The sequence below is a fragment of the Streptomyces sp. NBRC 110028 genome, assembly GCF_001417735.1.
Classification (GTDB): Bacteria; Actinomycetota; Actinomycetes; order Streptomycetales; family Streptomycetaceae; genus Streptomyces.
On sequence record NZ_BBUZ01000022.1, the window covers coordinates 595313 to 621779 of the forward strand.

Consider the following 26467-nt stretch of genomic DNA (forward strand, 5'->3'; position numbering starts at 1 on the left):
TGCCAACTCCGCGAGCATGTCGATACGCGGCGGCTTACGCCGACCGGACTCCGCCTTCGCCAGCCAGTCCGTGCTACGGCCGACGAGCCCGGCCAGTACCTGCTGCGTGTACCCGCGGCGTCTGCGGTGGAAAGCGATCCGCTCACCAATGCTCAGGTGATCTCCGAGACCACGCATATGTGCTGCCTCCCGTGGTGTAGGGGCGCTTCTCACGATAGCGGCGCGGCAACGGCATGGACGGGGCCGAGCTTCGGACGATCCCTGCGCTGCACGAGCTCAGCGTGAGGGCAGTGGTGTACGGAGGCACGGACGATCTGTCCGGGACTGAGTGATCAGTGGAGGTGAAGCTTCCCCTTGATCGTGGACACCTGGAGACTGGGGCGAGGCTCCAGAGGAAGTAGTGCCACCTGGGAAGTCAGTACTCGAAGCGGTTTCGGAGGAGTTAAAGCGGGGCGCGATCGTGTTGACCCGCTCCTCCAGCAAGACGATCAGGGAGGCCGCGCGGGATCTGGGGTGAGCCCGGAGAGCCTGCGCGGCTGGACCAAGCGTGACCGGATCGCGTGCACCTGATCCGGGCGGCGCAGAATATCCGACTACAGGGCGACCGTGGTGAGAAGTCGCCTTTGTCTGTCTGCGTACACCGAACGCTGCTTGCGCGAAGCTGGTTCCGGCCGGTCCGGATGATGGCCGTGCTCCAGGTAGAAGCGTCCGGCGTCGGTGATCTCCGCCTGCCACCTCCCACCCTGCTTCGGCCTGGTGATCAGCCCCCGCTCTTTGAGTGCGCGGGCAGTAGCGGCGAGTTCGGGACTGTCTGAGGTGACAGGATCGGACCCGTCCCCGATACGGGTGAGCAGGGCGAGCTGGCGGTCGTTTAACGGAGACCAAGGGTGCATGGCGACTGTCGTACCGTCTGTGGTCATGTCAGCACAACCCGTAATCGGTGTATCACTCGCACATCAGGTCCGCCGACCACGCCCGTTGGGAATGGCCGCCGCCCACGCGCGCACAGCCGGTCGCCGAGAGAGGTGGGCACGTACTTATCCCTGCCGGGCCCTCGGCCTTGTATCCGGAGGGCCTGTACGTCCAGCCTCTTGGAGGTCAGCTCGACTTCGACAACAAAGCTTTCGCCCGGACCGCGATGTCATCATCTTCCAGGCGTACATGGCAGATGATGAGGTCGGATGTGATCCGGCGTAGCAATTTCAGCCACTCGGCTACGAAGGCAGCGATTCCTACGGTCAACTGGCTTCGGTCGTTGAGAAGAAACTCGTAGCTTCCATGGGCGCTGTCCCAGTGCGAATCGATTCTGAGGGAATCCCCGTCGCGAACGATGTTCCACTCGGTGGAGAATGTGTCGGATCCCCAGTGGACCTGTGTTTGAGAGAATCCTGGATTCTGGACTTCTTCAAGCAACGGGATGAGGTCATCAAGCAAGACTGGAATGTCGTAACGGTATTCGAGTCGCACGGGGACCCGGTTCCAGAAAAGGATGGCATCTTCGGTCTCCATGGGGTACATCTGTCCTGTCGCGTCCGCCATGTCGTCGGCTGGCCCAACCTTCAGGGTCTCAGGGTTCCCTGCTTGCAGCCGGAAGTTCATGCTTGTTCCTATCGAGTCAGCGGGTAGGCGTGGACCTTGCCGTTCGGGTACACCTTGACGAAAATGCTGTTCGGTGTGCGCGTCGTGCCATCTGGAAGATACTCTATGCAGTTGTGCCCTTCGGGTAGCCTGAAGAACCCTGTTTTATTCGGCCCTAGTTCGGCTCCGCGTTCCGCTGCGTACTTGACGTCCGCTGCGCTGCCGAACTGCCCCTGGGGTCGTCCGTCTCTTATCGCGCGGGCCGTTCCTTCGGACCAGTCAACGCCGTGCTTGCCGGTCTTGAGTAGTGGGGCTTCAGGCTTGTATTTCTGACCGTCTTTTTCGAATCCTCTGCCGACCTCGTCTGCCTGTTTCCGCTTGCTGAGTCCGTTCAGATGCTGCTGGCTCTGATTGAAGGATTGCTGTTGCTCCTCGGTGACGGGGTTCGGCTCTTCCGGCTTGGGGCGCGAGCCACTCTGACTCCCGGCATCCGCCTGTCTCTCGGGCGGCCCGTCGGTCGGTGCGCCACTACCCGCGGCGGTCATGAGGACGACGCCGAGCGTTCCCAGGGCGGTGGCGTGGATTGCGGCTTCGACGGTGATCGTGCCTGCTGCGATGCCGGCGCCTGCGAAGGCGAGTCCACTGCCCGGTGGGAAGAGGGCGAGGAGGGCGAGGAGGATGAGCGCGAAGCCGAGGTAGGCGAGGAAGTTGTTGAGCGCTTCCAACAGGTGGACGTTTCGGAAGAGCTTGTCGCCGACTCCGAGCCCTTCTTGTTGCATGCGGAGCAGGAGCACGGTGCCTGCGATGAGACTGCCGAGCGCGGTCCAGATACGGAAGCGGACGATGGCGTGGGCGTCGGCGAGGGGGAGCGCGCTGGTTGCCTGCCAGGTACGCAGGAGCCTGGTGAGGTTCCAGGCCGTCCACAGCAGTGCGGCGATACCGAAGGCCATCAGGACAGCGGGCCCGTCGCTGGTGGTGAAGCGTTCCTGGAGTTCGGCGGCAGCGGGGAAGGATCCCGCGCCGAGGAAGACCAAGGCCGGGAGCATCAGGACCAGGGAGATGAGGATGAACCACCATCTTCGCCGGTCCCGTAATGTGCGGGCGGCCTGGCGGACGGTTCGCAATCCGATGCCTTGCCAGGCGTGTTGGTGGTCGGTGGTGTCGATCTGCGCGGCGGTCCAAGCGACAGTGCGGTGCAGAGGGGCGATGTCGGTGTACGGGGTGCTGGCTGCCGCGTAGAAGAGGGCTCTACGCATGCGAGCGAAGCGCAGTGCGATCAGCGTCGACCAAGGGACTCGCCACAGCCCGTATCCGGTCAATGCCGTAAGGCCGGTGCGTCCTGCTCGCTCCTCGCGCAGCAGTACGCCTGGGACCGTCCGCTTGGCATGGCGGATCTGCCACATGTCGGCGGCCATCGCGATGGCCAGTACGGCCAGCGGGATAGTCCACAGGATGCCGTTGAGGTCATCGACCAGTGATTGGGTGTCCCGGTCGCCCAGGTGTGCGGCCGCGTAGTTGGCGAGCATGTGGTGGGCGCAGGCAGCCGCGATGGGCACTAGCCCCAGGGCCCGCAGCCAGCGGCGACCACGAATGAGAATGCCAACCCCCAGGGCCGCGGCTGCGGTGTAGACGAGATGGGGGCTGACGTCAGCGGCCGGGTGGGCCTCGCCGAAGTCCAGGGTGGTGAAGGGGGCAGGGAACCAGGCGGCGAAGACCTGCTCGGGGCCGGGGATCCAAGGCGCTTGGAGGCTGTTGGGGATCACCCAGCCACCGGTCGGGAGGCTGATGGCCCGGGCCGCGTCCAGCCCGAACCTGGCTACCGCCTCCAGCAGCCCGAAGCCCGCGCCCAGCGCCGCGCCGGTGACCACGTAGTCGGTCAGGCCCCACTGACGGCGGATCTTGACGTTCCACGCCGCCAGCAGCAGAGGCGTGATTTTGACCAGCTCTTCGATGACCGGGTCTACGGTGTAGCTGGCCGTCTTCACGGTGTTGAGCAGTGCCCCGCCATGGGGTTGGTCGGAGACGGTGCGTGTGTACGCGTACTCCAGCAGCACGGTCACGATGCCGCAGCCGTAGACGCCCACTGCGATCGCCAGCAGTACGGTGGAGACCCGCACCGAACGCGTCGGCGATGACAACACCAGCAGCTGCACGACGCCATACACCGTCGCGGCCACCATCAACACCGCCACGCTCAGCCCCCCACAGCCGTCGGCTCAAGTGCGCGCGCTTAAGGGCCTGTTGGGCGGCATACAAGGGCCTCTCGTGCCGCGCGGGTCGGTCCCGCGGCGTTCAAGAACCTGGCTGTTCGAGGACGACAATGCGGACGCCATTCGGGGCCGCGACGGACCGCGGCGGGAGACTTTGACCCGCAGCCCATGGCCGCATTCCGGGCAGGTCAGAGGGACCCGGGGCCGTACGCGGTGGATGGCCGACCAAGACCAGTCATAGCCGAGGCCCTCGGCTGTGGCATCGATCCGACCGCGTGCTGGGTGCATCGCCGTCATCGGCACCTGGTACCCCTCTCCGAGCAGATCCTTCGTGCCAGTCTCCACGGTGGCAGAGGACACTGACATCGCCGTTCGGGCCGCATCTCGCCAGGTGTTCAGTGCGGTGCGGGTCCCAGCGCGGCCCACCCGGCGGGCGGTTCGGGGTCCTGGGGCGGGCGTTTGCCGCCGGGGTTGCCGTCCGGGTGCTGGTTGATCCACGACAGGCCGCCCAGGTCGAGGTTGTGCCGGGCGCGGGTGACGGCGACGTAGGCGAGGCGTGCCTCGGCGTCGTCGATGTCGCCGGGCAACGGATCGCCGTTCTCGTCGGTCTCTTCCTGGTCGGCTGGTTCCTCGAAGTCCTCGCCGATGCGTACGGAGGCCCATTCGCGTCCTTTGGACTTGTGGGCGGTGGAGACGACTATCTCCGCCCCTTGCTCGGTTGCGAGCCGGTCCACCGCTTGCAGGATGACGTCCACCCCGTGCTCGTCGACCAAGTCGACGAGAGGCAGCAGGTCACGTCCGGACGGGTCGTACTCGGCGTACTCCTGGAGTTCGCCCCAGTTCTCGAAGAGGATGAGTTCGGGGTGGGTGCTGCGTTTGCCGGCCTTCAGGTCGCGGGCGGCCCGGGCCAGGGCTCGCAGTGCGTCGCCGCCGCCGACCAGCGCGACGCGGCGGCCGGCTTCCAGCTGGCGCATGACTTCGAGCATGGCGCCCACATTGGACCGGCACAAGATCGCGTCCGGATCCTCCAGCCGTTCGAGCCGGGTGTTGATGGCCGGAGTGCCGGTCAGGCGGATCGGAGAGTCGACGATGCCCAGCCAGCGGTTGGCTTCCTCGGCCAGCGCGGTACCGAAGCGGAATGACTGGGACAGGGCCAGCTGGGTGCCGTCGAAGTCGCTCATCACGTCTCTCGCCCCGCGCCAGCCGTAGATGGCCTGGGCGGAGTCGCCGACCATCACCAGCTGGCTGTGGTCCCGCTGGGCGTTGAAGACCTGCTCGACGACCGGGTTGGTGTCCTGTGCCTCGTCCAGGAGGAGGAAATCCGCTTCGATCCTCGGCTCGGTCAACGCCCAGATCTTCAGGTAGTGGTCGTGATCGAAGCGGACAACGCCTTCCTGCGGGTTCTGAAGGTCGTCCCATGCCTTGGCCGCGTACGGCAAGACGATGTCCACGAGCTGGGCGTGCAGGTCCTCGGCCTCGACGCCTCGCAGCCGGGGAACGTGGTGGCGCTTGATGGTGCGATCCGCGGACTGGCAGAAGCGGGTGACGGTCCGCAGCACGGTGTAGGAGAGTGCCTTGTTGGTGACGTTACGTTCGCCGATCCGGACCCTCATGTTGAGGGCGATGCCCAGGGAGGCGCCGGTTTTCCAGCCAGGCACCCGGGGTGCGTTCATCCGGGATCCGTACTTGTGGCCCACGGCTGCGAAGGCAAGCGAGTGCGCGGTCTTGCACCGGACATTGCCGGGGAACTTGCGGGCAGCGTCGTTCGCGATCGACTTGTTGAACGCTATGTACCGGCCGGGCTTCGTCGTGCTGGCCGCGAGCATCGCCAGCGTCGTCGTCTTACCGGTCCCGGCCCCGGCCTGCAGGACCACGTGGTCTCCGCGCTTGAAGGTATCGACGGCCGTACTCTGCTCGGCGGTAGGTGCGGGCATCGTGCTCCTCACAAGGGTGGATGCGGCTTCACAGCGCAATCGAAAGGTGACACAGGGAGAGGGCGTGCGTCTAGCGATCACGAAGGCTGCTGCATCTCCGTTTCTCCGGCAGCGTCACGCTGCCGCCGCTCGTCCATACCGTCCTGTGCCTCGCCCAGCGCTGTGATCCTTGGCTATGCGACCCCTGCTGTCGGTGGCGGCAGCCGCCGTGCTCACCGTGAAAACTCGTGGAATCACGTGCTCGGCCGTGCCAGGCTGGGCGGCGTCGAAGGGGTGTAGCTCAGAGGCCAGAGCGCCGGTCTCCAAAACCGGATGTCGCAGGTTCGACTCCTGTCACCCCTGCCATCGCTACTTGTGCGGAGGCGTGGGCCAGGGCGTTCCGTTCGCGGCGGCGTCGAGGAGGTCGCCGAGGCGGAGCCATGCCGTGGGCCCCGCATTGCTGGCCGGGTTTGTAGCGAACCGTTGCCATGCTTCGGCGTTGTCGCCAAGGGCGGCGCGTACGACCGAGATGACCGCTGGGTGTGCTTCCTTGCCGCGGGGGCCTCTGGCTTTGAGGGCGGTCCAGGCGGGCAGAGCGCGGGTCAGATCGGCGTCTGTGGTGGGCAGGCTCAGCACGGCGCTCACCCACGCCTCTCGGAGGTTCGGGCCACCGCCCAGACGTCGGCGGAGGCTCTGGGTGAGGTCCCGCAGTGCGCCCTGCGGGTCTGAGTGGCGGTTCAGCACGTCGGCGAAGGACACGTCGCGGCGGTAGACACGGGAAGTGAAGGACAGCAGGGCCTTTTCCACGAGGGCGTCGTTGCCTTGGTGCCGCCGCACGTAGTCATCGAGGACAGCGTCCGGAGCGCCCGCGAGATCGCGCACCGTGACCTGGTCCGGCTTGCCGAGGGACGCGGTGCGCGCCGGGCCAGGGTCCGGGAGCGGCTCGGCGGTCATCCGCTCGATGGTGTCGAGGAGTTCACGCGCCTGCTGCACGTCCGAGTCCATCCCATATCTGCCGTAGTCCCGGCGCCCGGCCAGCTCTCGTCTCGCTTCCCGGCAGATCAGCCGTGCCTTCTCCTTCACGTCCGGGGTCACCACCGGCAGGTGCTGCAGCAGGTCGCGCACCCAGCGCAGATTCTTCGCCGAGCGAACCGGCGCCTTTGGATCGGGTTCCCACAGCTCCAGAGCCACGGCGGCATGTTCAGCGAACTTCTGGGCCAGGGAGGCCAACTGGCCTTCTGAGGCTCGCCAAGAGTGAGGGCGCCCGTACTGCTGTGCCTGGTCGGGGTTGAGGATGTAGCCAGCTGCCGTCTGCTGCCAACGCGGTGTGGGATAAGGCGGTGATCGGGGCCTGTTTTCTCAGCTCAGGTCCGCCACCAGAAGGTCGAGGGTTGCTTCCTCGTGAAGGGCGATGCCCAGTCCGGTCATGGCCGGTGCCAGCCCCGGATCCCAGTTCGCGGTGACGGGCTCGCCGACGAGTGGAAGCTGTGGGACGCCCTGGGCCTGGGTTCTGGTGGCGAGCTGCTCGTAGTCCTCGGTGCTCAGCCGCCACGGGCGTGCGTCATAGCGGCGGATGATCCGGTTGGCCAATGCGATCCCAGGCCAGTCGAAGTCACCGTGATAGGCGAAGTGACAACCACCAGCAGCCAGAGCATCCAGGAGGGTGAGAACCGCCGTCGCGGCACTGCCGGATGTGCAGACGAGTGGCTGAGAGCAGGCCGCGTCAGCGGCGGCTTCCACGACGCGTGGGTTTTCACAGATGCGGACCATGGTGGCGGACGGCAACGTCAGGTGCAGGACGTGCACGTCACGCAAGGTGAGATGGGTCTCCGCGTGATGCAGCGCTCTCTCGCGCAGCGCCCGTTCTCGCCAGCCATCACCGAGTGGCCGTAGACCGTAGGCGAGCACGGTGCTGGAGACTTCGTCCGGAGTGACGGCCGCCAGTCGCCAGAGCGCGCGCCGTCCAGCCGCGTTATCGGGGAGTTCGGAGTCATGAGCGAGAGCGATGCCCCGTTGGACGAGCCGGGCAAGCCAGGTCCCGTCGTCCAGACCATGGGCCGACCCGGTCACTTCGGCGGCAAGCTCCCCCCGGCCGCGTATGCCAGACCTGCCAGGCCCCAGAAGCAGCGCCAGTACCCGCACGGCTTGCTGGAGGGTTCGGACCGCGGCTTCCGGTGTGATTCCTCTGGGTACGCCCACGCGCCGGAGGCCGTCGTACCACTGGCGAGCCCACGCCTCCGTCTTCAAGGGAGAGGCTTCCAGCGAGTCGGTGACTGCGGACCACACCATCTCGCGCCGAGCGACGGCACCCGCCCGGACGGCCTGCCGGTCGGTGAGCGGCGGCCCGATCGCCTGGAGGGTCTCGACCAGTCCGAGTCCCGCGGCTGACGCACGCAGGCGTGAATCCAACGCGTCGAGTCGTATCGTCACCGTGTCGCTGGTGATGGCCTTGCCCAAGAGCTGGGACAGGGCAGTTCTCTCCTGAGTGTCGATCTTGCTGATTCTCAGCGTGCCAGTGGCGTGCAGGCCGTTGCTCTCCAGACGTTTGCGGGTCGCTTCCCACAGACGGTCCAGGCCGGGCCGGGTGAGCCAGTCCCGCGTTTCGGTCGGCAGCGTGCTCATACGGACACCAGGCGCCGATGGCGGCCGTTCCAGGTGTAGTGCAGTGTGGCTACGCCGCGTACGTGCGGATCGCGCAGGCACTCGTAGATGTGCAGGGAAGGGACCTCGGGCCAGTTGCCCATGAGCCGTTCGCTGGTGAGGACAAAGTCGAGATCGAGATCGACGAGGATCCGCCCCAGACGTCCATGGGTGGGCTCGTCGACCTTGGCGAAGGCATCGTCGAGGAGGATCAGGCGTGGTGCGTTCGGCGCCGCTTCGCCGAGGGTGGTGAAGTGCGCGGCGGCCGCGGCGAACAGTACGAGGTAGGAGAGCACGCGCTGCTCGCCCTGGCTGAGCCCGGTCCGGCCGGTGAGCCTGCGCTTGCGGTTCGGGGCGGCGTCCTCGACGACGAACGTGTGGAAGCGGAACCAGTCGCGGTAGTCCAGGGCGGTGCGCAGGTGGGCGGCATAGCCGGCTGAGGGGTCGGCCCTGCGCGCGTCTTCGATGCGGCGTTGCAGCACCTCACGGAGTTGCTCGGTCTGCTCGCGCGTCCGCAGCCCGGAGGGGCTGCGGAGGAGCTCGACGGCGGCTCGTACATCGGCGTCGACGTCTTCGTCCAGCTTCCACTGCAGCTCAACGCCGAGACCGTGTGACGTGCGAACCGTCTTCAGCGTGCTGTTGAGAGCAGCGACCAGATTGGCGGCGGTGATGACCTGCGCCGACAGATGGTCACCGAGTTCGCCGGCGAGGAAGCGCTGAAAGACTTCGCGTTCACGCTCGGTGAGTCGGCCCCGGGCCTCGGCGGCCTGCTCGGCGATGCGTTCGCCGATCTGGGCGACGTCCTGGGGGCCGTGGTCGTCGAGCAGTCGGCAGACCTTGATCCCATCCAGCTCTTCGAGTTGGGCGTCATAGCCGCCCGCGAGTTGGTCACGAAGTTCGGTGTGCCGGTTGAGCAACGCGCTGTCCGACACATCGTGCTTCGGCTGGTCAAGACCACCCTTCACGGCTTCAGCGAGGTCACGCAGCGCTCGTATGCGACTCCGGATATCAGCCAGGGGCTCGTCCCCGTGCCGCTCCGGCGACTCCGAACGGTCCAAGCCCGCGCCGCGCAGCACTTCTGGCCGGGACAGTGCCTTGCGCAGCGCGTTCCCGGCCGTGATCACCGCGGTCTCCTGCGTGCGCAGCTCCACGCGGCGGCTTTCTTCCTTCTCCTCGGCGCGGACCCTCTGATCGTGGAGCTCTCCCAGCGCCCGCTGCGCCTCTGGTACGGAGCGAACCGCAGACGCGATGCGCCCCTTCGTCTCCGCCTCGCGCGCCAGGATCTCGTCCTCAGCGCTCCCGACGGCCTCTTCGAGCATACGGAGGGCCTGACGAGCGGGCCGCAGCTCATCGAGACGAAGTTGGTAGTCCTGCTCGGCTTCCAGGCGGTCATCACAAGCCCGGCCATAGCCCTCGTGCTCCGCCACGCTGCTGCTCAGGTCTCGGACCGTGCTCTGGATTGCCCTCTGCACGTGCTTGATGCCGCTTTGCAAGCCGGCCAGCGCCGTCCGCACTCGTGACAGGGCATCAGGGTCGGTCGGGAGATCATTGGCTGTCGCGGTGGCCTCGGCTTCGGCACGGTCGGCTACAGCCGTGCTGCGGATCTCTTCGGCCTCACGTGTGGCGCTGACCACCTTCCCGGCAAGGACCTGTACGGCGGTCTCGGCGTCCTTGATCTGGGACCACGCGTGGGCCAGACGCCGTGCTTGTGGGAACACCCGCATCCCCGAAGCCAGGGCACGTCGCCACGCGTCGATCTCTGCCAGACCGTGGTGCTCGATGGTGAGCCGCTGCTCCACCTCGGCCAACGCCTGCTCCAGCTCTGCCAGCTTCCGGCGCCGGGTCTCGGCACGAACGGCAGCACCGACGTATTCCGCCTCGTCCTTCATGTGCCGGCCGCGGAGAGCGCCGAGGCGCCAACTGCCGTCGTAGTGCACGGCACTGGCCGCCGTGGTCTCCTCGGACGACGAGAGCGCGATGGTGTGCAGGATGCGCTCCACCTGTTCGATTGTGACGACACTCTCGGGGTATGAGACGGCACGCAGTGCGTTGCCCAGCGTTGCACCGTTCCCCGCTGACTGCCCGGGCACGAACAGGGTGTCGCGCGTCAGCGGATCGAGAACGACGCCGTCCGCGGTGACCCAGGCGTCCAGGATGCCGCTCGCTTCCAAGGCCGCTTCCAAGCCCGCTCGCTCGGCTGAGGCCAGTCCATCGGCGAAGTCCACCAGGCGGAAGAACGGCTCCCCTGTGCCGGGTGCTCGTTCCGTTCCACGGTGGTACGGGACGGGAGGCTCCGGGTCCGTGCGTCGTTCCCATTCCTCTTGCAGCCCGACAAGCCGATCGCGCTCCTCGGAGAGGAGGCTCACCCTCAGCGCAAGAGCGTCCCGCCGCTCGGCCAGAACCTCGCCGTAAGGATCCAGCACGGCGTGAGCGGCCTGCTGCGCCTCCACGTCGATCCCCGCGTGCAGAACTTGTTCGGCGAATGGCGCGTCCGATGACGTCTCAAGCTCGACCGTGCCCCGGAGAGGCGTCAGCGAAGGGCACTCCGGTCCGATGGCGAGGGACATCCGCGATGCCCACTCGGCCACCTCCTGGGCGTACGTACCACTCTCTTCGACAGCATTCGCACGGTGATTCGCGAGCTGGTCGGCGGCTTCCTCGGCTTCGCCCTCAAGCCGCTCCCGTTCGGTATCCGCAGCGGCCGCGGCTGCCTGGGATGCGCGCGCTTTGGCGGCGAGGCCGTCCACTTCCTGCACCATTCGCAGCCGGTGCTTCACCACCGACTGCGAACCTTCCAACTGCCTATGCCAGGCGTCCAACGCGGCCCGAGTGGAGGTCACATCAGGAACGGTCACGCTGCGATGCGTGACGATCTGTGGTTCTTCGGCAGGGCTGAGGACCTCCACCTCGGTCGGCCCGCCCAGATGCGTGTGGTGCAGGGGGACCACTTCGCCGAGGTGCCCCGGCGGCAACCCTGCCTTCTCCGCTGTGGTCAACAGCTCCCGGTGCTCTGCTGCGAGCTCGCCGATCCGGTTCCCGAGCCGCTGGGTCCCTTCGGCCAACCGGTCCGCCGCGTACTCCACAGCACGATGTGCGCTGAGCACGGAGGCATAGGACGTCTCAGCGGCAGTCCCCAACGCAGCCACGGTGTTGCGCCGTTCGGACAGCTCGGCCAGGCTGCGGTACTTGTCACTCGCCTGAAGAGCTTCGAGCTCCGTCTGCGCCCTTTCCCGCTCCCTTCGTAGATCCCGTAGTCGGGTATCGGCCTCTGCTTCCCGGATCCTCAGATCGTTCGTCGCCTTGGCGGCGTCGCCCGCTTTCCGACGCTGCTGAGCAAGCGCATCCAGCTCCTTGCTGACTCCGTCGGACACCCGGCGGAGGACACCGGCCAGGTAGCCGCGGTAACTGGTGAGGAAGGTGCGAAGCGCCGTGTCGGTTCGTTCCAGCCGACCGAGCTCATCGCGTACGGCATCCAGATCATGGAGGTTGCGCGCTACCTTCTCCACGACCTCTTCCTCCAGCCCCGGCAGGGTCTCGCTGAGCAGAGATACGAGCCCACCGGACTCGATGCGGTCGCCGACGGTGGGACGGCGCAGCCGGTGGAGGAGCTGAGTCAGATTGCGATAACGAGTGGTGTCGGTGATACCGAAGAGCTCACGGGCCACGCGGGACCGGTGCTGGACGGCCCTCTCCGTCACATTGTCCGGGCCGATTTTCTCCTTGAGCTTCTCGACCGGCAGGGGTTTCCCTCCCTCGACGAGGTGGAGATCCTCCCCGATACGGAGCGGCGTGACGAAGAAGGCCGGGATCGCCTTCTTGGTCGACTTCGATGCCCGGATCGCCGCACCGAGAGTGAGGTACCGGTCGCCTCCGTCGACCGTTGTCATACGGAACTCGACCCAGAGGTAACCCAGGCGATTCGTCTGCTCGAAGCCGTCCAGCATCAGCCAGACGAGCGTGGTCCGACCGGTACCGGTGGCGTCCAGGGCCCGGGAATCGCCATCCAGCAGATACGGAAGCAGCATCTCCAGCGCCTTGGACTTGCCCGCGCCGTTCTTGCCGCGCAGAAGCAGCCGCCCGTCACCGAACGAGAACTCTTGCTCGTCGTACTGCCAGACGTTGCGAATTCCCGCCCGGTGCAACCGGAAACGGTGAGACGAGGAAGGTACGGAACGCTGCAGGGGGATGGTTGCGCTCGTGTCAGAGCTCATAGCGGCAGCTCCTGCTGTACGTCGGTCTCGGGGTGTCCCCGGGCAGCTTTGCGAACGGTGACCTGAGTGGCGTATCGGGCGGCAGCGGCGAGAAGCACCAGGCCGGTTTCGTCCTCGCGCGCCCCTGTGACGTCGGTGACAGAACGATCTTCTGGGACCTTCTCGTCGTATCCCTCGGGCAAGCCCTGTCCCTGAGAGCGGAGTCGGCTGACGCGGGCCACGAGCCGCATGCGCGAGAGCAAGTCCAGTACGGCGTCGCGCAGGGCGGTCTGGTCCTCTAGGTATCCGCGCTGCCAGTTGCTCCGCCGTCCGTATTCCTCGACGAGTTCAGCCAGCAGCTCGTCCACCATCCCGTCGGGAACGGCGACACCGATCACCAATCGGCCCCCCGTCGCCGGATGCCCCGGACTGTCGGGCCGCAGGCGCTCCACCAACTGTTCCAGCAAGAGCAGCGCGGCCTGCGCGACGGTTCCGGTGCCGGGGAGGTGCACATCGGTCACTTCCTCCTCGGCGTCGACCAGCACCACCCCCTCTGCCCGGATCTCGGCCTCCAGACCCAGAAGTTCGGAGAACGCCTGGGCTTCCCTGCGCTGCCGGGTACGCAGCCAGTCACGCTCGGCGTCCGTCAGATCGTCGAGGTACACGACCGGCGTCTCCACCAGCATTCGGCGGACGTACGTACGAGGACCGCCGAAGCCGGGGTCCGCTGCTCTCCGTACCAGGTCAGCGCCGTCTCGGCTTTGCGCCAGAGGACCGGCGACGACAGCGCGAGCGATCTCTCGATCGATAGTGATCAGCGCTTCGCCGCCGTCCTCCTGAGTGACCGCGTTGACACTGCCTTCGGTTTCTACGAGAACGCCCCAGTCGACCAACTGGCGCAGCGCCGCAGCCAGAGTCCGCTTCTCCGCCGCCCGGCCCGTGCCCTCCAGCTCAACGCCGGCGTCGGCTGCCGCGGCTTTGATGTCGGCGACCAGCCGCGACAGCAGCAGCTGCTCCGGAGCTGTCACCAGGACCGACAGGGCCAAGGCCAGGCAGGCGTAGGTGCGTGGGGTGAAGGGCGTGCCGGTGGAACGCTCCAACCGGTGTCCCGCGCCGACTCCCAGCCCAGCTTTGAACAGCCGGGCGTAGGAGGTGTCGACGAGGAGCTGGTAGCCGAGGACCTGCTGGAATCGCTTCGCCAGCCAGTCGGCATGCCTGCGGATCAGTGGAAACAGATCGGAGTGTGGCCCGGCCGCGGTCACCAACGGGTGGACGAGCAGCAGTCTGGCGGCACTTCGGCGTTCGGCTGCAAGGGCGACATCGTGGGCTGAAGGAAGGGTCACGACACCCTCACCCCGGCCTCTTGGCCTTCCACGGCAGTGGAGCTCTCGACGCTCAGCTCCAGATCGTCCAGCAGAAGATCGCCGTCGACCGAGGTCAGCACCGTGTCCGCACCGGCTATGCGTCGCACAGTGAGACGAATGCCAAGTTCAGCGTCCTCGCTCTGCGCCGCGTCCAGGGCGAAGGTGCGGACTTGGCCCGTTCCAGGGTCCTGATTCCGCCGCAACTGAGCGTTGCCCAATGCCGTCGCCAACAGTTCGAGTAGCAGGGCAAGGGCGGCAGAGGTGAGCCGGACCTGAGCGAAGCGCCCGGAAGCACTGCGCAGCTCCTCGGCGGCAGCCTGTCTGGCCGCGGCTCGGTCGCGCGCGGCCTGCTGGAGCCGTCGCTTTTGCTGAGAATGATCCTCCACAGCCGATGCCCGGCCCCGCTGGGCTCGGTTGCCCCGCTCACGGAGCGCTACCGGAACCTCCACCACGGGTCCGGTCCACCAGCTCGTGTACGCGGGCACCGCCTCGTCCGTGGCCGGCGGTACGCCCAGATGCCGGGCGCTGTACAGACCGAACGCGGCGACCGCGATGTCATGGGCCTCGGCAGGGGCTGCTTCGTCGAACCACCGGGCGAGGCGCAACAGGTCCTTGCGGCGCGACATCTCACCGGAAGCCGAACGGAGCATCCGCTTGGCATTGGCGAGCAGCGACTGCAGCGCGCGCAGTGTGGCATCACGCAGCTGATCGACCTGACTGCCTTGTCCGTCGGCGTCGGAGAACCAGCCTCGCAACGCCTCCCAATCGGTCATCTCGCGGCCCCGGCTGCGCTGCACTCGAATCCCCGCTTCTCCCTCCAGCCCGGCCTTGGCTCCGGCAAGGCCACGTGAGTGTGCGTCGAGCCGATCGAGGAGATCAGGAAGCTGAGGCCATAGGCTGCTGAGAACCGCGGCGATGCGGGGCGCGCGAAAGGACACATCCTCGGTGATGGCCTCGACGTAGTCGAGGAGCAGTTCCTTGAAGCCGTGATACTCGGCGCTGTCCAGGTCGTAGCGGGCGAGCACTTGGCCCAGGTAGGCGTAGAAATCCCTGACGGAATCCGCGAACTCGGTGAACTGGACGAAGATGGTGCTTACCCGCTCCAGTGCGTCCTGTGCCTCCACCCCACCCGGCTCCTGGGCGAGTCGGGCCAACTCCCGGAGCCCACGCTCGACCAGCGCCAGCAACTCGCTGCTGACCTCGCGGGCGGCGTCCGCCCCCGCCAGCACCTCGTCCGCGTCTCGCTGGATCCGTTCGCCCAGCTTCGACAACTGGTAGCGAGACCGGGCGCGCTGGTATTCGGTGATGCTCGATGCCTTCACCGTATGGCTGCTGCGCAGCAGGTTTCCCCACCGCACCAGTTGTTCGAGCCGAACGGCAAGCGTCTCGGCGTCGAGTCCCGATGCGGGCCCACCGGAATCAGTGAGTTTCGCCAACACATCCGGCACCGCCATATCCGCCAGCAATGTCGCGCAGAACACCCGCATGATGGCGACATGCTCCAGCCGCTCCGGCGCGCTGAGATACGAATAGGCGGTCAGCCGTTGCCACGCTTCACCGCGGTCGGGCTCTGCCGGGGGGACCTGTGCGGATTCCTCCATGACTACGAGGCTACGCACCGGGACTGACAGCAAACCTCTGTCTTGCACTGCGGACCCATACCGGTGCGGGCATCCCAGTGCGCGTCGGCTCAGGCTGGTCCAGCACGCGGGGCGGCGTCAGGGCTGCACCCTCGTACTGCCTGTACACGAGCCAGACACTTGATCACGTGGAGCGTCTCGGTAGGTATCCCGTCGGAGCCCCGGACCGCTGCTTCGGCGGCGGCTCCTTGGGAGCCGGATTTCGGGGTCGGCTCCCAAACGGCTCCCAAGAGGCCCCGGAAACGAGTCAGGGGCCCGATCCGCTTTCGCGGATCAGGCCCCTGACCTGTGTTCCTTCAGTCGGGGTGGCGGGATTTGAACCCACGACCTCTTCGTCCCGAACGAAGCGCGCTGCCAAGCTGCGCTACACCCCGAAGCAACGAGCTCTACTTTAGCGGACCGGTGGCCAGACACGAAATCCGGTTCCCGTGGTCTCGCAGGTCGGGGCGGGGGAGAGGGTCAGGGGGCCTGGGGGGTGAGGGTGAGGAGGGTGGCTTCCGGGGGGCAGGCGAAGCGGATGGGGGTGTAGCGGTTGGTGCCGCAGCCTGCGGAGACGTGGAGGTAGGAGGTGTGACCCCCGGCCTCGTGGGTGGAGAGGCCCTTGACGCGGCGGGTGTCCAGGTCGCAGTTGGTGACCAGGGCGCCGTAGAAGGGGATGCACAGCTGGCCGCCGTGGGTGTGGCCCGCGAGGATCAGGGGGTACTGCTCGGCGGTGAAGGCGTCGAGGACGCGGAGGTACGGGGCGTGGACCACCGCGAGGGAGAGGTCCGCACCGGTCTCGGGACCGCCGGCGACCTCGGCGTAGCGGTCGCGCTTGATGTGCGGGTCGTCGAGGCCGGTGAGGGCGATCTCCATGTCGTCCAGCTTGAGCCGGCCGCGGGTGTTCGACAGGCCGACCCAGCCCGCCCCGTCGAAGGCGTCGCGCAGCTCCGTCCACGGGTTGTGGACGACGCCGACGGCCGGGGGGTTGCCGTTGAGGCCGTGGCGGCCGTTGGCCTTTTCCATCAGGTAGCGGGCGGGGTTGCGCAGCTTCGGTCCGTAGTAGTCGTTGGAGCCGAAGACGTACGCGCCGGGGAACTCCATCAGCGGGCCGAGCGCGTCCAGGACCTCGGGGACGCCTTCGGGGTCGGAGAGGTTGTCGCCGGTGTTCACGACGAAGTCGGGCCGCAGACCGGCGAGCGACTGGAGCCAGCGCTGCTTCTTGCGCTGCCCGCTCACCATGTGGATGTCGGAGACCTGCAGGACGCGCAGCGGCCGCATGCCGCGCGGCAGCACGGGCACGGTGACCCGGCGGAGCCTGAAGGACCGCACTTCGAAGCCGACGGCGTAGGCGAGACCGGCTGCGCCGACCGCCGTGATTCCCAGGGGTACTCCGTATCGCGCGCGCATGTTCTCCATGGTCGCAGAACGCCGCGGGGGGAGAAATCTTCGGGTGATTCCCGGCCAGTGCTGGCAGACTCGACACCATGACCACCACGCTCAAGTCCAGGCTGCAGGACGATCTCACCGCAGCGATCAAGGCGCGCGATGAGCTGCGCTCCTCCACGCTCCGGCTCACCATCACCGCGATCTCGAAGGAAGAGGTCTCGGGGGAGAGCGCCCGGGAGCTGTCCGACGCCGAGGTGGAGACGATCATCGCGCGCGAGGCGAAGAAGCGCCGCGAGGCGGCCGAGGCGTTCGACAAGGGCGGCCGGGCGGCGCAGGCCGAGCGGGAGCGGGCCGAGGGCGAGGTGCTGGCCGGGTATCTGCCGCAGCCGCTGACGGACGACGAGCTGGAGGCGCTGGTCGCGGAGGCGGTGCGGGAGGCCGCCGCGGGCGGCGTCGAGGGGCCGCGGGCGATGGGTGCGGTGATGAAGATCGTGAACCCGAAGATCGCGGGCCGGGCCGAGGGGGGCCGGGTCGCCGCCGCGGTGAAGCGGCGGCTCGCGGGCGGGTGAGGGACCGCATCGGGGGCAGGGGCCCACAGGTGTGAGAAAGGGGCCCGGACGGCGTCGTCCGGGCCCCTTTCGCGATCAATCGGCAGTGGGTGCCGCTACCGCGGCCACTTGAAGCCGCCGTTCCCATGGCCGCCGTTCCCGTTGCCGCCGATCACGCCCGGCGGGAGGGAGATGTCCGGCCAGGGGTCGTTGTTCCGGCCGCCGCCGTTCCCGGGCTTGTCGCCGCCCGGCTTCTTGGGTGCGGGCCTCTTGGGCGCGGGCTTGTGTGCGCTGGGGTCCTTGATCGGCACGGTGACGAAGTTCGGCGCGGGCTTGCCGTCCAGCGCGCCGCTCATCGCGTCCTTCCAGATGGGGCCGGGGGTGTCCGCGCCGTAGACCTTGTCGTGGGGGACACCGCCGATGGTGATGTTCTCCATCTTGAGGTCGCTGGCGCCGGGGCCGCCGCCGACCCACACCGCGCCCGCGAGGTTCGGGGTGTAGCCGACGAACCAGGCGGCCCGGCGCTCATCCGTCGTACCCGTCTTACCGGCGCTCGCCCGGCTCCGCAGACCCGCCTGCTTGCCGGTGCCGTCCTCGACCACACCGCGCAGCAGGGTGTTGATCGTGTCCGCGGTCTTCTCGGACATCGCGCGCGAGCACTTCGACTGCGGCACCTTCAGCTCCTTGCCGCCGGGGCCGGTGATCGAGTCGATGAAGACCGGGGAGCAGTAGACGCCGCGGTTGGCGAAGGTCGCGTACGCGTTGGCCATGGTCAGCGGCGAGAAGCCCTCGGTGCCGAGGGTGACGGAGGGCACCTGGTGGTGCTCCTTGCCGTCGGCCCGCTCCACGCCCATCTTGTCGGCCAGCTCGGTCACCGGGCAGACGCCGATGTCGCTGATCAGCTGGACGAAGTAGGTGTTGACCGACTTCGCGGTCGCCTCCTTCATCCCGTACGGGCCGACCTCCGACTCGTTCTCGTTCGAGACGGTCGAGCCCTCGCTGTTGCTCCAGGTGCCGTTGCAGGTGCTGACCGGGCTCGGGTACTTCATCTTGTACGGCGAGGAGTAGCGCTTGTACGGCTGCGTGCCCCGCTCGAGGGCGGCCGCGGCGGTGATCGGCTTGAACGTGGACCCCACCTGGAAGCCGTAGTTCGAGCCGCCCATGGAGTGGTCCGCGGAGAGGTTGATCTGGGTCTGGTCCTTGCCGAAGCCGTACGGCTTGGACTGGCCCATGCCCAGGACCTTGCCGGTGCCCGGCTCGACGAGCGAGACCGCGGTGGCGGCCTTGTCCGACTGGTACACATGCGACTTGATCGACTTCTGGACCGCTTCCTGCGCCTGCGGGTCCAGTGTCGTGCGGATCGTCAGGCCGCCCTGGTTCCAGCGCTTGGCGCGCGCCTCAGCGGTCTTGCCGAAGACCGGGTCGTTCAGGAAGATCTGGCGCACGTAGTCGCAGTAGAAGCCCGCGCCCTTGACGGCCGTGATGCAGCCGCTGCGCGGCATGCTGACATCGAGGCCGAGCGGCTTCTTCTTGGCGGCGGCGGCCTGGGCGGGGGTGATGTCCTTCACCTCGGCCATGCGCTGCAGCACGGTGTCGCGGCGGGCCTTCGCGGTCTCCGGGCTGGTGACCGGGTCGTAGCGGCTCGGCGACTGGACGAGACCGGCCAGCAGCGCGGCCTGCTCCAGCTTCAGGTCCTTGGCGGGCCTGCTGAAGTAGCGCTGGGAGGCGGCCTCGATGCCGTAGGCCTGCTGCCCGAAGTACGTGATGTTGAGGTAGTTCTCGAGGATCCGGCGCTTGCCCAGTTCCTTCTCGACCTGGATCGCGTACTTCAGTTCCTTGATCTTGCGGCCTATGGACTGCTGGGTGGCCTCGGCGAACTTCTCCTTGCTGTCGCCCGCCTCCTCGACGAAGACGTTCTTCACGTACTGCTGGGTGAGGGTGGAGGCACCCTGCGAGACGCCGCCGCTCTGCGCGTTCCGGTTGGCGGCGCGCAGCACGCCCTTGAGGTCGACCGCTCCGTGCTGGTAGAAGCGCGCGTCCTCGATCGCGACGATCGCCTTGCGCATGTACGGGGAGACGTCACCCAGCTTCACGATGGTGCGGTCGCGCGAGTAGACCTTCGCGATCTCGCCGCCCTTCGCGTCCAGGATCGTGGTCCGCTGGCTGAGCGGAGGCGTCTTGAGATTGGCCGGAATATCGTCGAATTCCTGGACCGTTTCCTTGGCGGTGAGGCCGAACGCCCCGACGGCGGGAAGCGCGAGCCCGGCCATCACGGCGCCGGCCAGCGCGCTGACGCCGAGGAACTTGGCGGCCTGTTGAGCGGTGGACAGCCCTCCGCCCGAGCGCGTGTAACCCATAAGGGGCAGCCTACGTGGCGAATCGCCGGACAGGTGACGGCGTGTTCGCATACGCTGTTTCACGCCAGCCACGTATGTGCTGCCGCGCCACATCGCACGACATCCCCCTCCTCACTCGAGTGAGCGAGGAGACGTGCCCGGATTGTGGTCCCGTGTCCTGAGCTGACCGATGTTCGTCGACTGAACTGCCCTGGTTTGCACCAGTAATCGCAAATGTCGTCAGCTCACTCCGTTGGGTGATCTGCCGCGTACCCATAGTCCGTTCGGGCCATCCAAGATTGGGCCTGCAGGGGGTGTTGCGCCCTGCTCGCCTTCCGTAACGTCCTCAACTGGCGACGGTGAGTATGCCGTTTGTCGCCGTGGGGGAGCTCCGATTCGGGAGAGGACGGCGCCAGCATGGGCTGGGTAACCGACTGGAGTGCGCAGGCCGCCTGCCGCACTACTGATCCAGATGAACTGTTCGTCCAGGGCGCGGCACAGAACAGGGCCAAAGCGGTCTGCACCGGATGCCCGGTGCGCACCGAATGCCTTGCGGATGCCTTGGACAACCGTGTCGAGTTCGGTGTGTGGGGAGGGATGACCGAGCGTGAGCGGCGGGCACTGCTACGCCGCCGCCCGACGGTGACCTCCTGGCGAAGGCTGTTGGAGACCGCACGCACCGAGTACGAGCGCAGCGCGGGCATTCTGCCCTTCGACGACGAAGAGTACGAGCGCTTCGCTGCCGTCGGATAGCGGTCGGCCGCCAGGCCGGCACGTGACGACGGCGTCGCATCGCATCACAACTTCATCTCACCCACCCCTCGTCACGGGCTTGTTCTCTCATCTACGACGGGACGAGGAAGGGTGTACGACACGAGTACGGCCGCGACAGTGGTCGCGGCCGGTCGTGGCCGGGCTAGGTGGTTCACGGGTGGGGGCCCGCGGACCTTGGGGCAGCCCGCCACGATTTATGGACGGCGTGCCTTCTTGGGCGGCGACGTGCCTTTACGGCGGCGACGTGCAGGGACGGATGGGCAGAGCGCGACGGTGCGGACGATTGGGGATCCGCGGCGGGCGCTGTGACCGTTCCCGGCCGTGCGCGCCGTGCCGGACGTGTCCGCGCAGCCGGACGTACCCGCGCATGGGTACGCCATGGTTTTGGGCAGGCGCGCCATGCCGCACCCGTGCCATGGGGGCACGGCACCATGGGTATGCCCGCCATGGGCACGTGGGTAGGCGTGAGCCTGCCCTGACGGCCTTCGTTTCGTGTCGGCCGTCATTCACCGCGAGTCGCAGGCCGCAGGTCGCGGGTCATGGGCCCGCCACGCCGCGGCCGGGCGTCAGCCTGCCGTGCGCTCGGACTGGTCCGTCGGGGCCGCCGCGAGGCGATCGCCGATCGCTCGCAGCCCTGCCAGGTCGTGTACGTCTCCGGGGAGCGCGGCCACCTGGGCCACTGGAACTTCGGGGTGCAACGCCGTGAAGCGGTCGTGTGTGCGCTGCTCGCGTCCGAGCACCTGCATACGCTCCGCATGCAGCCGGAGCAGTCCCGCGGCAAGCCGCTCCGCCGACGTGGGGGAGACGCCGGGATCGGCTACCGAGGAGTTGTCCGCCGCTGAGGCGTTCCGGGCTTGAGCATTCCCTGAGTGGGGATCGACAAATCCGTCGGCACCAAGATTTTCCGTGCCCTCACCGTGGTTGGCCGGAACGCTACCCTCCCCCGGCGGATCCGCAGCGCCGACGCTCTTCAGGGACAGCGTCTCCGCCGCAGCCAGGGCCCGTTCCGCCGACAGTTGTTCGGCGCCGCTGCCGTGCACCCGGTTCAGTACGAGACCGGCCAACGGCATCTGATCCGCCGCCAGCCGCTCGACGAAGTAGGCGGCCTCGCGCAGGGCGTCCCGCTCCGGGGCGGCCACCACCAGGAAGGCCGTACCGGGCGCCTGCAGCAGCCGGTAGGTGGCCTCGGCGCGGGTGCGGAACCCGCCGAACATGGTGTCCATCGCAGCCGCGAACGTTTGCACATCGCGCATCAGCTGTCCGCCGAGGACCTTGCTGACCGTGCCCGTCATCATCGAGACGCCCACGTTCAGGAATTTCATCCCGGCCCGGCCGCCGACCTTCGCCGGCGCCATGAGCACCCGGATGAACTTCCCGTCCAGGAACGAGCCGAGTCGCTTCGGGGCGTCCAGGAAGTCCAGCGCCGACCGGCTCGGCGGCGTATCGACGATGATCAGGTCCCATTCGTCGCGGGCCCGCAGCTGGCCGAGCTTCTCCATGGCCATGTACTCCTGCGTGCCCGCGAAGCCGGCCGAAAGCGATTGGTAGAAGGGGTTCGCCAGGATCGCGCGGGCGCGCTCGGGGTCGGCGTGGGCCTCGACGAACTCGTCGAAGGTCCGCTTCATGTCCAGCATCATGGCGTGCAGTTCGCCGCCCGCCTCGTCCCCGACGCCCGCCACCCGCCGCGGTACGTTGTCGAGCGCGTCGATGCCCATGGACTGCGCGAGCCTGCGGGCCGGGTCGATCGTGAGGACGACGACCTTACGGCCGCGCTCGGCGGCCCGTACGCCGAGGGCGGCGGCCGTGGTGGTCTTGCCCACGCCGCCGGAGCCGCAGCACACCACGATGCGGGTCTGCGGATCGTCCAGCAGCGCGTCGGTATCCAGCCGGGGTGCCACGTCCATGCTCATGCCGCCTCCTGCGTACGGCGTGTGCCGCTTGTGCCGCGTGTGCTGATCATGCTGCCCGCATGGGCCTCGGCGCCCGTACGGCCGGCACCGCTCGTACGGGCGGTACGGCACGGGTTCCGTGCCGTACCCGTCCCGCGGCTCACGACGGCCACTGCTTGCGCAGATCCGCCGCCAGCCGGTACAGCCCGGCCAGGTCGACGCCGTCCGTCAGCAGCTCCAGCTCGTGCAGCGGCAGGTCGAGACCGGACAGCTCGGACCGCTGCGCCCGCTCCAGGGCGACGCGCTCCGCGTGCTCGCGCGCCTGCTCCAGCAGCGGGTCGACCAGCCGCTCGGCGAGGCCGCCGCGCCGCGCGCCGCCCAGCCCGGCCTGTGACAGCGCCTTGGCGACGGCCGCGCGACGGCCGTTGGCGGCGGCGTCGACGGCCTCGTGGTCGAGGATCGCCGGCCGCACCATGTTGACGATGACCGCGCCCGTCGGAAGGCCGTCCGAGCGCAGCTCCGCGATGCCGTCCGCGGTCTCCTGGACCGGCATCTCCTCCAGCAGCGTCACCAGGTGGACCGCCGTCTGGGGCGACTTCAGGACACGCATCACGGCCTGGGCCTGGTTGTGTATAGGGCCGGTCCGGGCCAGCCCCGCCACTTCGTGGTTGACGTTCAGGAAGCGGGTGATCCGGCCGGTCGGCGGCGCGTCCATGATTACGGAGTCGTAGACGAAACGGCCGTCCTTGCCCTTGCGGCGCACCGCCTCGCACGCCTTGCCGGTCAGCAGGACGTCCCGCAGTCCCGGCGCGATCGTGGTCGCGAAGTCGATCGCGCCGAGCTTCTTCAGGGCACGCCCCGCCGAACCCAGCTTGTAGAACATGTGGAGGTAGTCCAGGAGTGCGAACTCCGGATCGATCGCGAGGGCGTGCACCTCCCCGCCGCCCGGCGCGGTCGCGATCTTGCGTTCCTCATAGGGCAACGGTTCCGTTTCGAAGAGCTGCGCGATGCCCTGGCGGCCTTCGACCTCGACCAGCAGCGTGCGCCTGCCTTCGGTCGCGAGGGCCAGCGCGAGTGCGGCGGCGACCGTGGTCTTGCCGGTTCCGCCCTTGCCACTGACGACATGGAGCCTGCTCACACTGGGGAGCCTAACCAGTCCCCCCACGGGCTACGCACCAGGCCCCGGGAGTGAGGCATTACAGTCGGCTGCATGACGAAGTGGGAATACGCGACCGTGCCGCTGCTCGTACACGCCACGAAGCAGATTCTGGACACCTGGGGCGAGGACGGCTGGGAGCTGGTCCAGGTCGTTCCCGGGCCGAACAACCCCGAGCAGCTGGTGGCCTACCTGAAGCGGGAAAAGGCATGACCGCGGTCGAGGAGAAGCTCGCCGGGCTCGGCCTGACGCTGCCTGAGGTCGCGGCGCCGCTCGCCAGTTACGTCCCGGCGGTCCGCACCGGGTGTTACGTCTACACCGCGGGCCAGCTGCCGCTGGTCGACGGGAAGCTGGGCGTGACCGGCAAGGTCGGTGCGGAGGTGACGCCGGATGAGGCCAAGGAGCTGGCGCGCACCTGCGCGCTGAACGCGCTGGCCGCCGTGAAGTCGGTGGTCGGCGACCTCGACAAGGTCGTGCGCGTGGTGAAGGTCGTCGGCTTCGTCGCCTCGGCCGCGGACTTCACCGGGCAGCCGGGCGTCGTCAACGGCGCGAGCGAGCTGCTGGGCGAGGCGCTGGGCGACGCGGGCGTGCACGCGCGCAGCGCGGTCGGCGTGGCGGTGCTGCCGCTGGACGCGCCGGTCGAGGTGGAGATCCAGGTCGAGGTCGCGGACTAGGGGGTGTCGTGCCGATCGTGCCGGGCTCCCGACGCCCGGCACGGCACCTCGCGGCCCCGCGCTCGTCGCACACAGCGCCGCTGCGCTCTCCTCACGCGGGTTGCGAGCTTCCCCCAGTTACCGCTGGGAGGTGCCCCCTGCGCCAGACGCCGCTCGCTGATCCGGTCCGATCGACAAGACGCCCCTAGCCCGTCCGCGTGATTCGGCCCCGGCCGGGGCCCCTCGAACATCCGCCCGCGAACGCATAGCATCCGGCCATGTCCACTACGAATGGCCAGTGGTATCCACCCGAGTGGCCAGAGCGCATCCGGTTGTTGTCGGCCGGTGAGCTGACCCCGGTGACGCCGCGCCGGGCCGCCACCGTGCTGCTGCTGCGGGACGGACCGGACGGCGCGCCGGGCGGGCAGGACGGGGAGTACGGGGCGAACGGGGAACGGCACGGAGACCAGTTCGGAAAACGGCACGGAGACCAGTTCGGAACGGACGGCGATCGCGGCGGCCGGGCGGCCGGGCTCGCCGTGTACATGCTGCGCAGACGCGCCTCCATGGCCTTCGCCGGAGGCGCGTACGCCTATCCGGGTGGCGCGGTGGACCCGCGGGACGAGCGGATGGTCGCCTGGGCCGGGCCCTCGCGCGCCCAGTGGGCGCGGCGGCTGGGCCTCGACGAGAGCGACGCGACCCAGGCTCAGGCCATCGTGTGCGCGGCGGTCCGGGAGACCTTCGAGGAGGCCGGCGTGCTCCTCGCGGGCCCGACCCCGCACACGGTCGTCGCGGACACCACGGGCGACGACTGGGAGGCGGACCGCCTGTCGCTGGTCGCCCGGGACCTGTCGTTCGCCGAATTCCTCGACCGGCGCGGACTGGTGCTCCGCTCGGACCTGCTCGGCGGCTGGGCGCGCTGGATCACTCCGGAGTTCGAACCACGCCGCTACGACACCTGGTTCTTCGTGGCCGCGCTGCCGCGGGGACAGCGCACGCGCAACGCCTCCACGGAGGCGGACCGCACGGTCTGGATCCGTCCCGGGGACGCGGCCGACCGCTACGACCGGGGCGAGCTGCTGATGATGCCCCCGACCATCGCGACGCTACGGCAGCTGCGGCGCCACAACACGGTTCACGACGCGCTGGTGGCCGCCACGGACCAGGACCTCACCCCGGTGCTCGCACAGGCCCGGCGGGAGGGCGATCAGCTGGTGCTGAGCTGGCCGGGCCACGACGAGTTCACCAAGCTCATCCCGGGCGCCACGGGGGAGCCGCGAGCATGACGTACGCAGCCGCCCTGCCCGGTCAGCCGCGCGGAGGCGCGATCGGCGGCCCGGCGACCGACCGCGCCGTCTGTGTCCTCGCGCCGAATCCGTCGCCCATGACGCTGGACGGCACCAACACCTGGATCGTCGCCGAGCCGGACTCCGACCTCGCTGTCGTCATCGATCCCGGCCCGCGGGACGACGGCCACCTGGAGAACGTCATCGCGACGGCGGAGCGGGCCGGGAAGCGGATCGCGCTGACGCTGCTGACCCACGGCCACCCCGACCACGCGGAGGGCGCGGCCCGCTTCGCCGAGCTGACCCGGACGCGGGTCCGGGCGCTGGACCCCGAGCTGCGGCTCGGCGACGAGGGGCTGGAACAGGGGGACGTCATAACCACCGGCGGTCTGGAGATGCGGGTGGTGCCCACGCCCGGCCACACCGCCGACTCGCTGTCCTTCCACCTCCCGGCCGACGCCGCGGTCCTGACCGGCGACACGGTGCTCGGGCGCGGCACCACGGTCGTCGCGCATCCGGACGGGCGGCTCGGCGACTACCTGGACTCGCTGCGGCGGCTGCGGTCGCTCACGGTGGACGACGGCGTCGGTACGGTGCTGCCGGGCCACGGCCCGGTGCTGAACGACGCGCAGGGCGTGGTGGAGTACTACCTGGCACACCGCGCCAACCGCCTCGCGCAGGTCGAGACGGCGGTCGAGAGCGGCCACCGCACGCCCTCGGAGGTCGTGGCGCACGTCTACGCGGACGTGGACCGGTCGCTGTGGCCCGCGGCCGAGCTGTCGGTGCGCGCCCAGCTGGACTATCTGCGCGAGCACGGGCTGATCTGAGCGCTCCGGGCATGGCGAAGGGCCAAAGGCGAAGGGCCAAAGGCGAAGGGCCAGAGGCGAAGGCCCATGGCGAAGGGCCCCGGCCGGGAATCCGG

General features: G+C 68.4%; 18 protein-coding genes, 2 tRNA genes and 1 pseudogene. 7 read left to right on the top strand and 14 right to left on the bottom strand.

From position 1 onward, the window contains the following. Positions 1-30: 30 nt before the first annotated feature. The 4 genes and pseudogenes from ASC60_RS42575 to ASC60_RS02860 all read right to left on the bottom strand — a co-directional run. Positions 31-177, bottom strand: a pseudogene (locus ASC60_RS42575) (helix-turn-helix domain-containing protein); the annotation flags it as partial. Positions 178-1098: 921 nt separating this feature from the next. Next, the gene (locus tag ASC60_RS02850) at positions 1099-1599 is read right to left on the bottom strand and encodes a hypothetical protein (RefSeq protein ID WP_055546288.1); all 501 of its coding nucleotides are present in this window, start codon (positions 1597-1599) and stop codon (positions 1099-1101) included. Positions 1600-1607: 8 nt separating this feature from the next. After that, complete coding sequence (locus ASC60_RS02855) at positions 1608-3770, bottom strand: PrsW family glutamic-type intramembrane protease (protein WP_159043192.1); 2163 nt, start codon at positions 3768-3770, stop codon at positions 1608-1610. 413 nt (positions 3771-4183) lie between these two features. Then, the gene (locus ASC60_RS02860) at positions 4184-5722 is read right to left on the bottom strand and encodes a UvrD-helicase domain-containing protein (protein ID WP_055546292.1); all 1539 of its coding nucleotides are present in this window, start codon (positions 5720-5722) and stop codon (positions 4184-4186) included. A gap of 269 nt (positions 5723-5991) precedes the next feature. Here ASC60_RS02860 and ASC60_RS02865 point away from each other — a divergent pair. Continuing rightward, a tRNA-Trp gene (locus ASC60_RS02865) sits at positions 5992-6067 on the top strand. A 3-nt stretch (positions 6068-6070) separates the two neighbouring features. Here ASC60_RS02865 and ASC60_RS02870 read toward each other — a convergent pair. The 7 genes from ASC60_RS02870 to ASC60_RS02900 form a co-directional block, all read right to left on the bottom strand. Continuing rightward, entirely contained in the window at positions 6071-6892 is an 822-nt protein-coding gene (locus tag ASC60_RS02870) for a hypothetical protein (RefSeq protein WP_159043193.1), read from the bottom strand. A 168-nt stretch (positions 6893-7060) separates the two neighbouring features. Beyond that, positions 7061-8323, bottom strand: a complete 1263-nt coding sequence (locus tag ASC60_RS02875) for a TIGR02679 family protein (RefSeq protein WP_055546296.1) — start codon at positions 8321-8323, stop codon at positions 7061-7063. After that, positions 8320-12552, bottom strand: a complete 4233-nt coding sequence (locus tag ASC60_RS02880; protein WP_055546298.1) for a TIGR02680 family protein — start codon at positions 12550-12552, stop codon at positions 8320-8322. Before ASC60_RS02880 ends, ASC60_RS02875 begins: the two co-directional genes overlap by 4 nt. Continuing rightward, positions 12549-13874: a TIGR02678 family protein gene (locus ASC60_RS02885; protein ID WP_055546300.1), complete on the bottom strand. Its 1326-nt coding sequence runs from the start codon at positions 13872-13874 to the stop codon at positions 12549-12551. The genes ASC60_RS02880 and ASC60_RS02885 overlap by 4 nt, the downstream gene beginning before the upstream one ends. Beyond that, the gene (locus ASC60_RS02890) at positions 13871-15496 is read right to left on the bottom strand and encodes a TIGR02677 family protein (RefSeq protein ID WP_055546302.1); all 1626 of its coding nucleotides are present in this window, start codon (positions 15494-15496) and stop codon (positions 13871-13873) included. Before ASC60_RS02890 ends, ASC60_RS02885 begins: the two co-directional genes overlap by 4 nt. Before the next feature lie 339 nt (positions 15497-15835). Beyond that, positions 15836-15909, bottom strand: a tRNA-Pro gene (locus tag ASC60_RS02895). A gap of 85 nt (positions 15910-15994) precedes the next feature. Beyond that, positions 15995-16924, bottom strand: a complete 930-nt coding sequence (locus ASC60_RS02900) for a metallophosphoesterase (RefSeq protein ID WP_199830847.1) — start codon at positions 16922-16924, stop codon at positions 15995-15997. Between the two features lie 77 nt (positions 16925-17001). Here ASC60_RS02900 and ASC60_RS02905 point away from each other — a divergent pair, with 77 nt between their 5' ends. Continuing rightward, a complete protein-coding gene (locus tag ASC60_RS02905; RefSeq protein WP_055546306.1) occupies positions 17002-17472 on the top strand; it encodes a GatB/YqeY domain-containing protein in 471 nt (156 codons plus the stop codon). Between the two features lie 95 nt (positions 17473-17567). Here ASC60_RS02905 and ASC60_RS02910 read toward each other — a convergent pair whose 3' ends face one another. After that, positions 17568-19808, bottom strand: coding sequence for a transglycosylase domain-containing protein (locus ASC60_RS02910; protein WP_055546308.1), 2241 nt, complete (start codon positions 19806-19808; stop codon positions 17568-17570). Between the two features lie 396 nt (positions 19809-20204). Here ASC60_RS02910 and ASC60_RS02915 point away from each other — a divergent pair, with 396 nt between their 5' ends. Next, positions 20205-20540, top strand: coding sequence for a WhiB family transcriptional regulator (locus tag ASC60_RS02915; protein WP_030829787.1), 336 nt, complete (start codon positions 20205-20207; stop codon positions 20538-20540). A 587-nt stretch (positions 20541-21127) separates the two neighbouring features. On the opposite strand, the gene ASC60_RS02920 is transcribed toward ASC60_RS02915, so the two are convergent. Continuing rightward, positions 21128-22471: an ArsA family ATPase gene (locus ASC60_RS02920; RefSeq protein ID WP_055546310.1), complete on the bottom strand. Its 1344-nt coding sequence runs from the start codon at positions 22469-22471 to the stop codon at positions 21128-21130. Positions 22472-22610: 139 nt separating this feature from the next. Next, the gene (locus ASC60_RS02925; protein ID WP_055546312.1) at positions 22611-23588 is read right to left on the bottom strand and encodes an ArsA-related P-loop ATPase; all 978 of its coding nucleotides are present in this window, start codon (positions 23586-23588) and stop codon (positions 22611-22613) included. Between the two features lie 72 nt (positions 23589-23660). Between ASC60_RS02925 and ASC60_RS40545 the strand changes: the two genes are divergently transcribed. The 4 genes from ASC60_RS40545 to ASC60_RS02940 all read left to right on the top strand — a co-directional run bounded on the left by ASC60_RS40545 (position 23661) and on the right by ASC60_RS02940 (position 26372). Beyond that, the gene (locus tag ASC60_RS40545; protein WP_003967454.1) at positions 23661-23819 is read left to right on the top strand and encodes a DUF4177 domain-containing protein; all 159 of its coding nucleotides are present in this window, start codon (positions 23661-23663) and stop codon (positions 23817-23819) included. Further along, positions 23816-24280, top strand: coding sequence for a RidA family protein (locus ASC60_RS02930; RefSeq protein ID WP_055546314.1), 465 nt, complete (start codon positions 23816-23818; stop codon positions 24278-24280). The genes ASC60_RS40545 and ASC60_RS02930 overlap by 4 nt, the downstream gene beginning before the upstream one ends. Before the next feature lie 257 nt (positions 24281-24537). Then, positions 24538-25545: an NUDIX hydrolase gene (locus ASC60_RS02935; RefSeq protein WP_055546316.1), complete on the top strand. Its 1008-nt coding sequence runs from the start codon at positions 24538-24540 to the stop codon at positions 25543-25545. Beyond that, positions 25542-26372 carry an MBL fold metallo-hydrolase gene (locus ASC60_RS02940; protein ID WP_055546318.1) on the top strand — a complete coding sequence of 277 codons (831 nt, stop codon included), beginning with the start codon at positions 25542-25544 and terminating at the stop codon, positions 26370-26372. The genes ASC60_RS02935 and ASC60_RS02940 overlap by 4 nt, the downstream gene beginning before the upstream one ends. Positions 26373-26467: the final 95 nt, after the last annotated feature.

Coding starts and splice junctions, on each gene's coding strand:
- ASC60_RS02850 (WP_055546288.1), bottom strand. CDS start 1,599: ATGAACTTCCGGCTGCAAGCAGGGAACCCTGAGACCCTGAAGGTTGGG.
- ASC60_RS02860 (WP_055546292.1), bottom strand. CDS start 5,722: ATGCCCGCACCTACCGCCGAGCAGAGTACGGCCGTCGATACCTTCAAG.
- ASC60_RS02875 (WP_055546296.1), bottom strand. CDS start 8,323: ATGAGCACGCTGCCGACCGAAACGCGGGACTGGCTCACCCGGCCCGGC.
- ASC60_RS02880 (WP_055546298.1), bottom strand. CDS start 12,552: ATGAGCTCTGACACGAGCGCAACCATCCCCCTGCAGCGTTCCGTACCT.
- ASC60_RS02890 (WP_055546302.1), bottom strand. CDS start 15,496: ATGGAGGAATCCGCACAGGTCCCCCCGGCAGAGCCCGACCGCGGTGAA.
- ASC60_RS02900 (WP_199830847.1), bottom strand. CDS start 16,924: ATGCGCGCGCGATACGGAGTACCCCTGGGAATCACGGCGGTCGGCGCA.
- ASC60_RS02905 (WP_055546306.1), top strand. CDS start 17,002: ATGACCACCACGCTCAAGTCCAGGCTGCAGGACGATCTCACCGCAGCG.
- ASC60_RS02910 (WP_055546308.1), bottom strand. CDS start 19,808: ATGGGTTACACGCGCTCGGGCGGAGGGCTGTCCACCGCTCAACAGGCC.
- ASC60_RS02915 (WP_030829787.1), top strand. CDS start 20,205: ATGGGCTGGGTAACCGACTGGAGTGCGCAGGCCGCCTGCCGCACTACT.
- ASC60_RS02920 (WP_055546310.1), bottom strand. CDS start 22,471: ATGAGCATGGACGTGGCACCCCGGCTGGATACCGACGCGCTGCTGGAC.
- ASC60_RS40545 (WP_003967454.1), top strand. CDS start 23,661: ATGACGAAGTGGGAATACGCGACCGTGCCGCTGCTCGTACACGCCACG.
- ASC60_RS02930 (WP_055546314.1), top strand. CDS start 23,816: ATGACCGCGGTCGAGGAGAAGCTCGCCGGGCTCGGCCTGACGCTGCCT.
- ASC60_RS02935 (WP_055546316.1), top strand. CDS start 24,538: ATGTCCACTACGAATGGCCAGTGGTATCCACCCGAGTGGCCAGAGCGC.
- ASC60_RS02940 (WP_055546318.1), top strand. CDS start 25,542: ATGACGTACGCAGCCGCCCTGCCCGGTCAGCCGCGCGGAGGCGCGATC.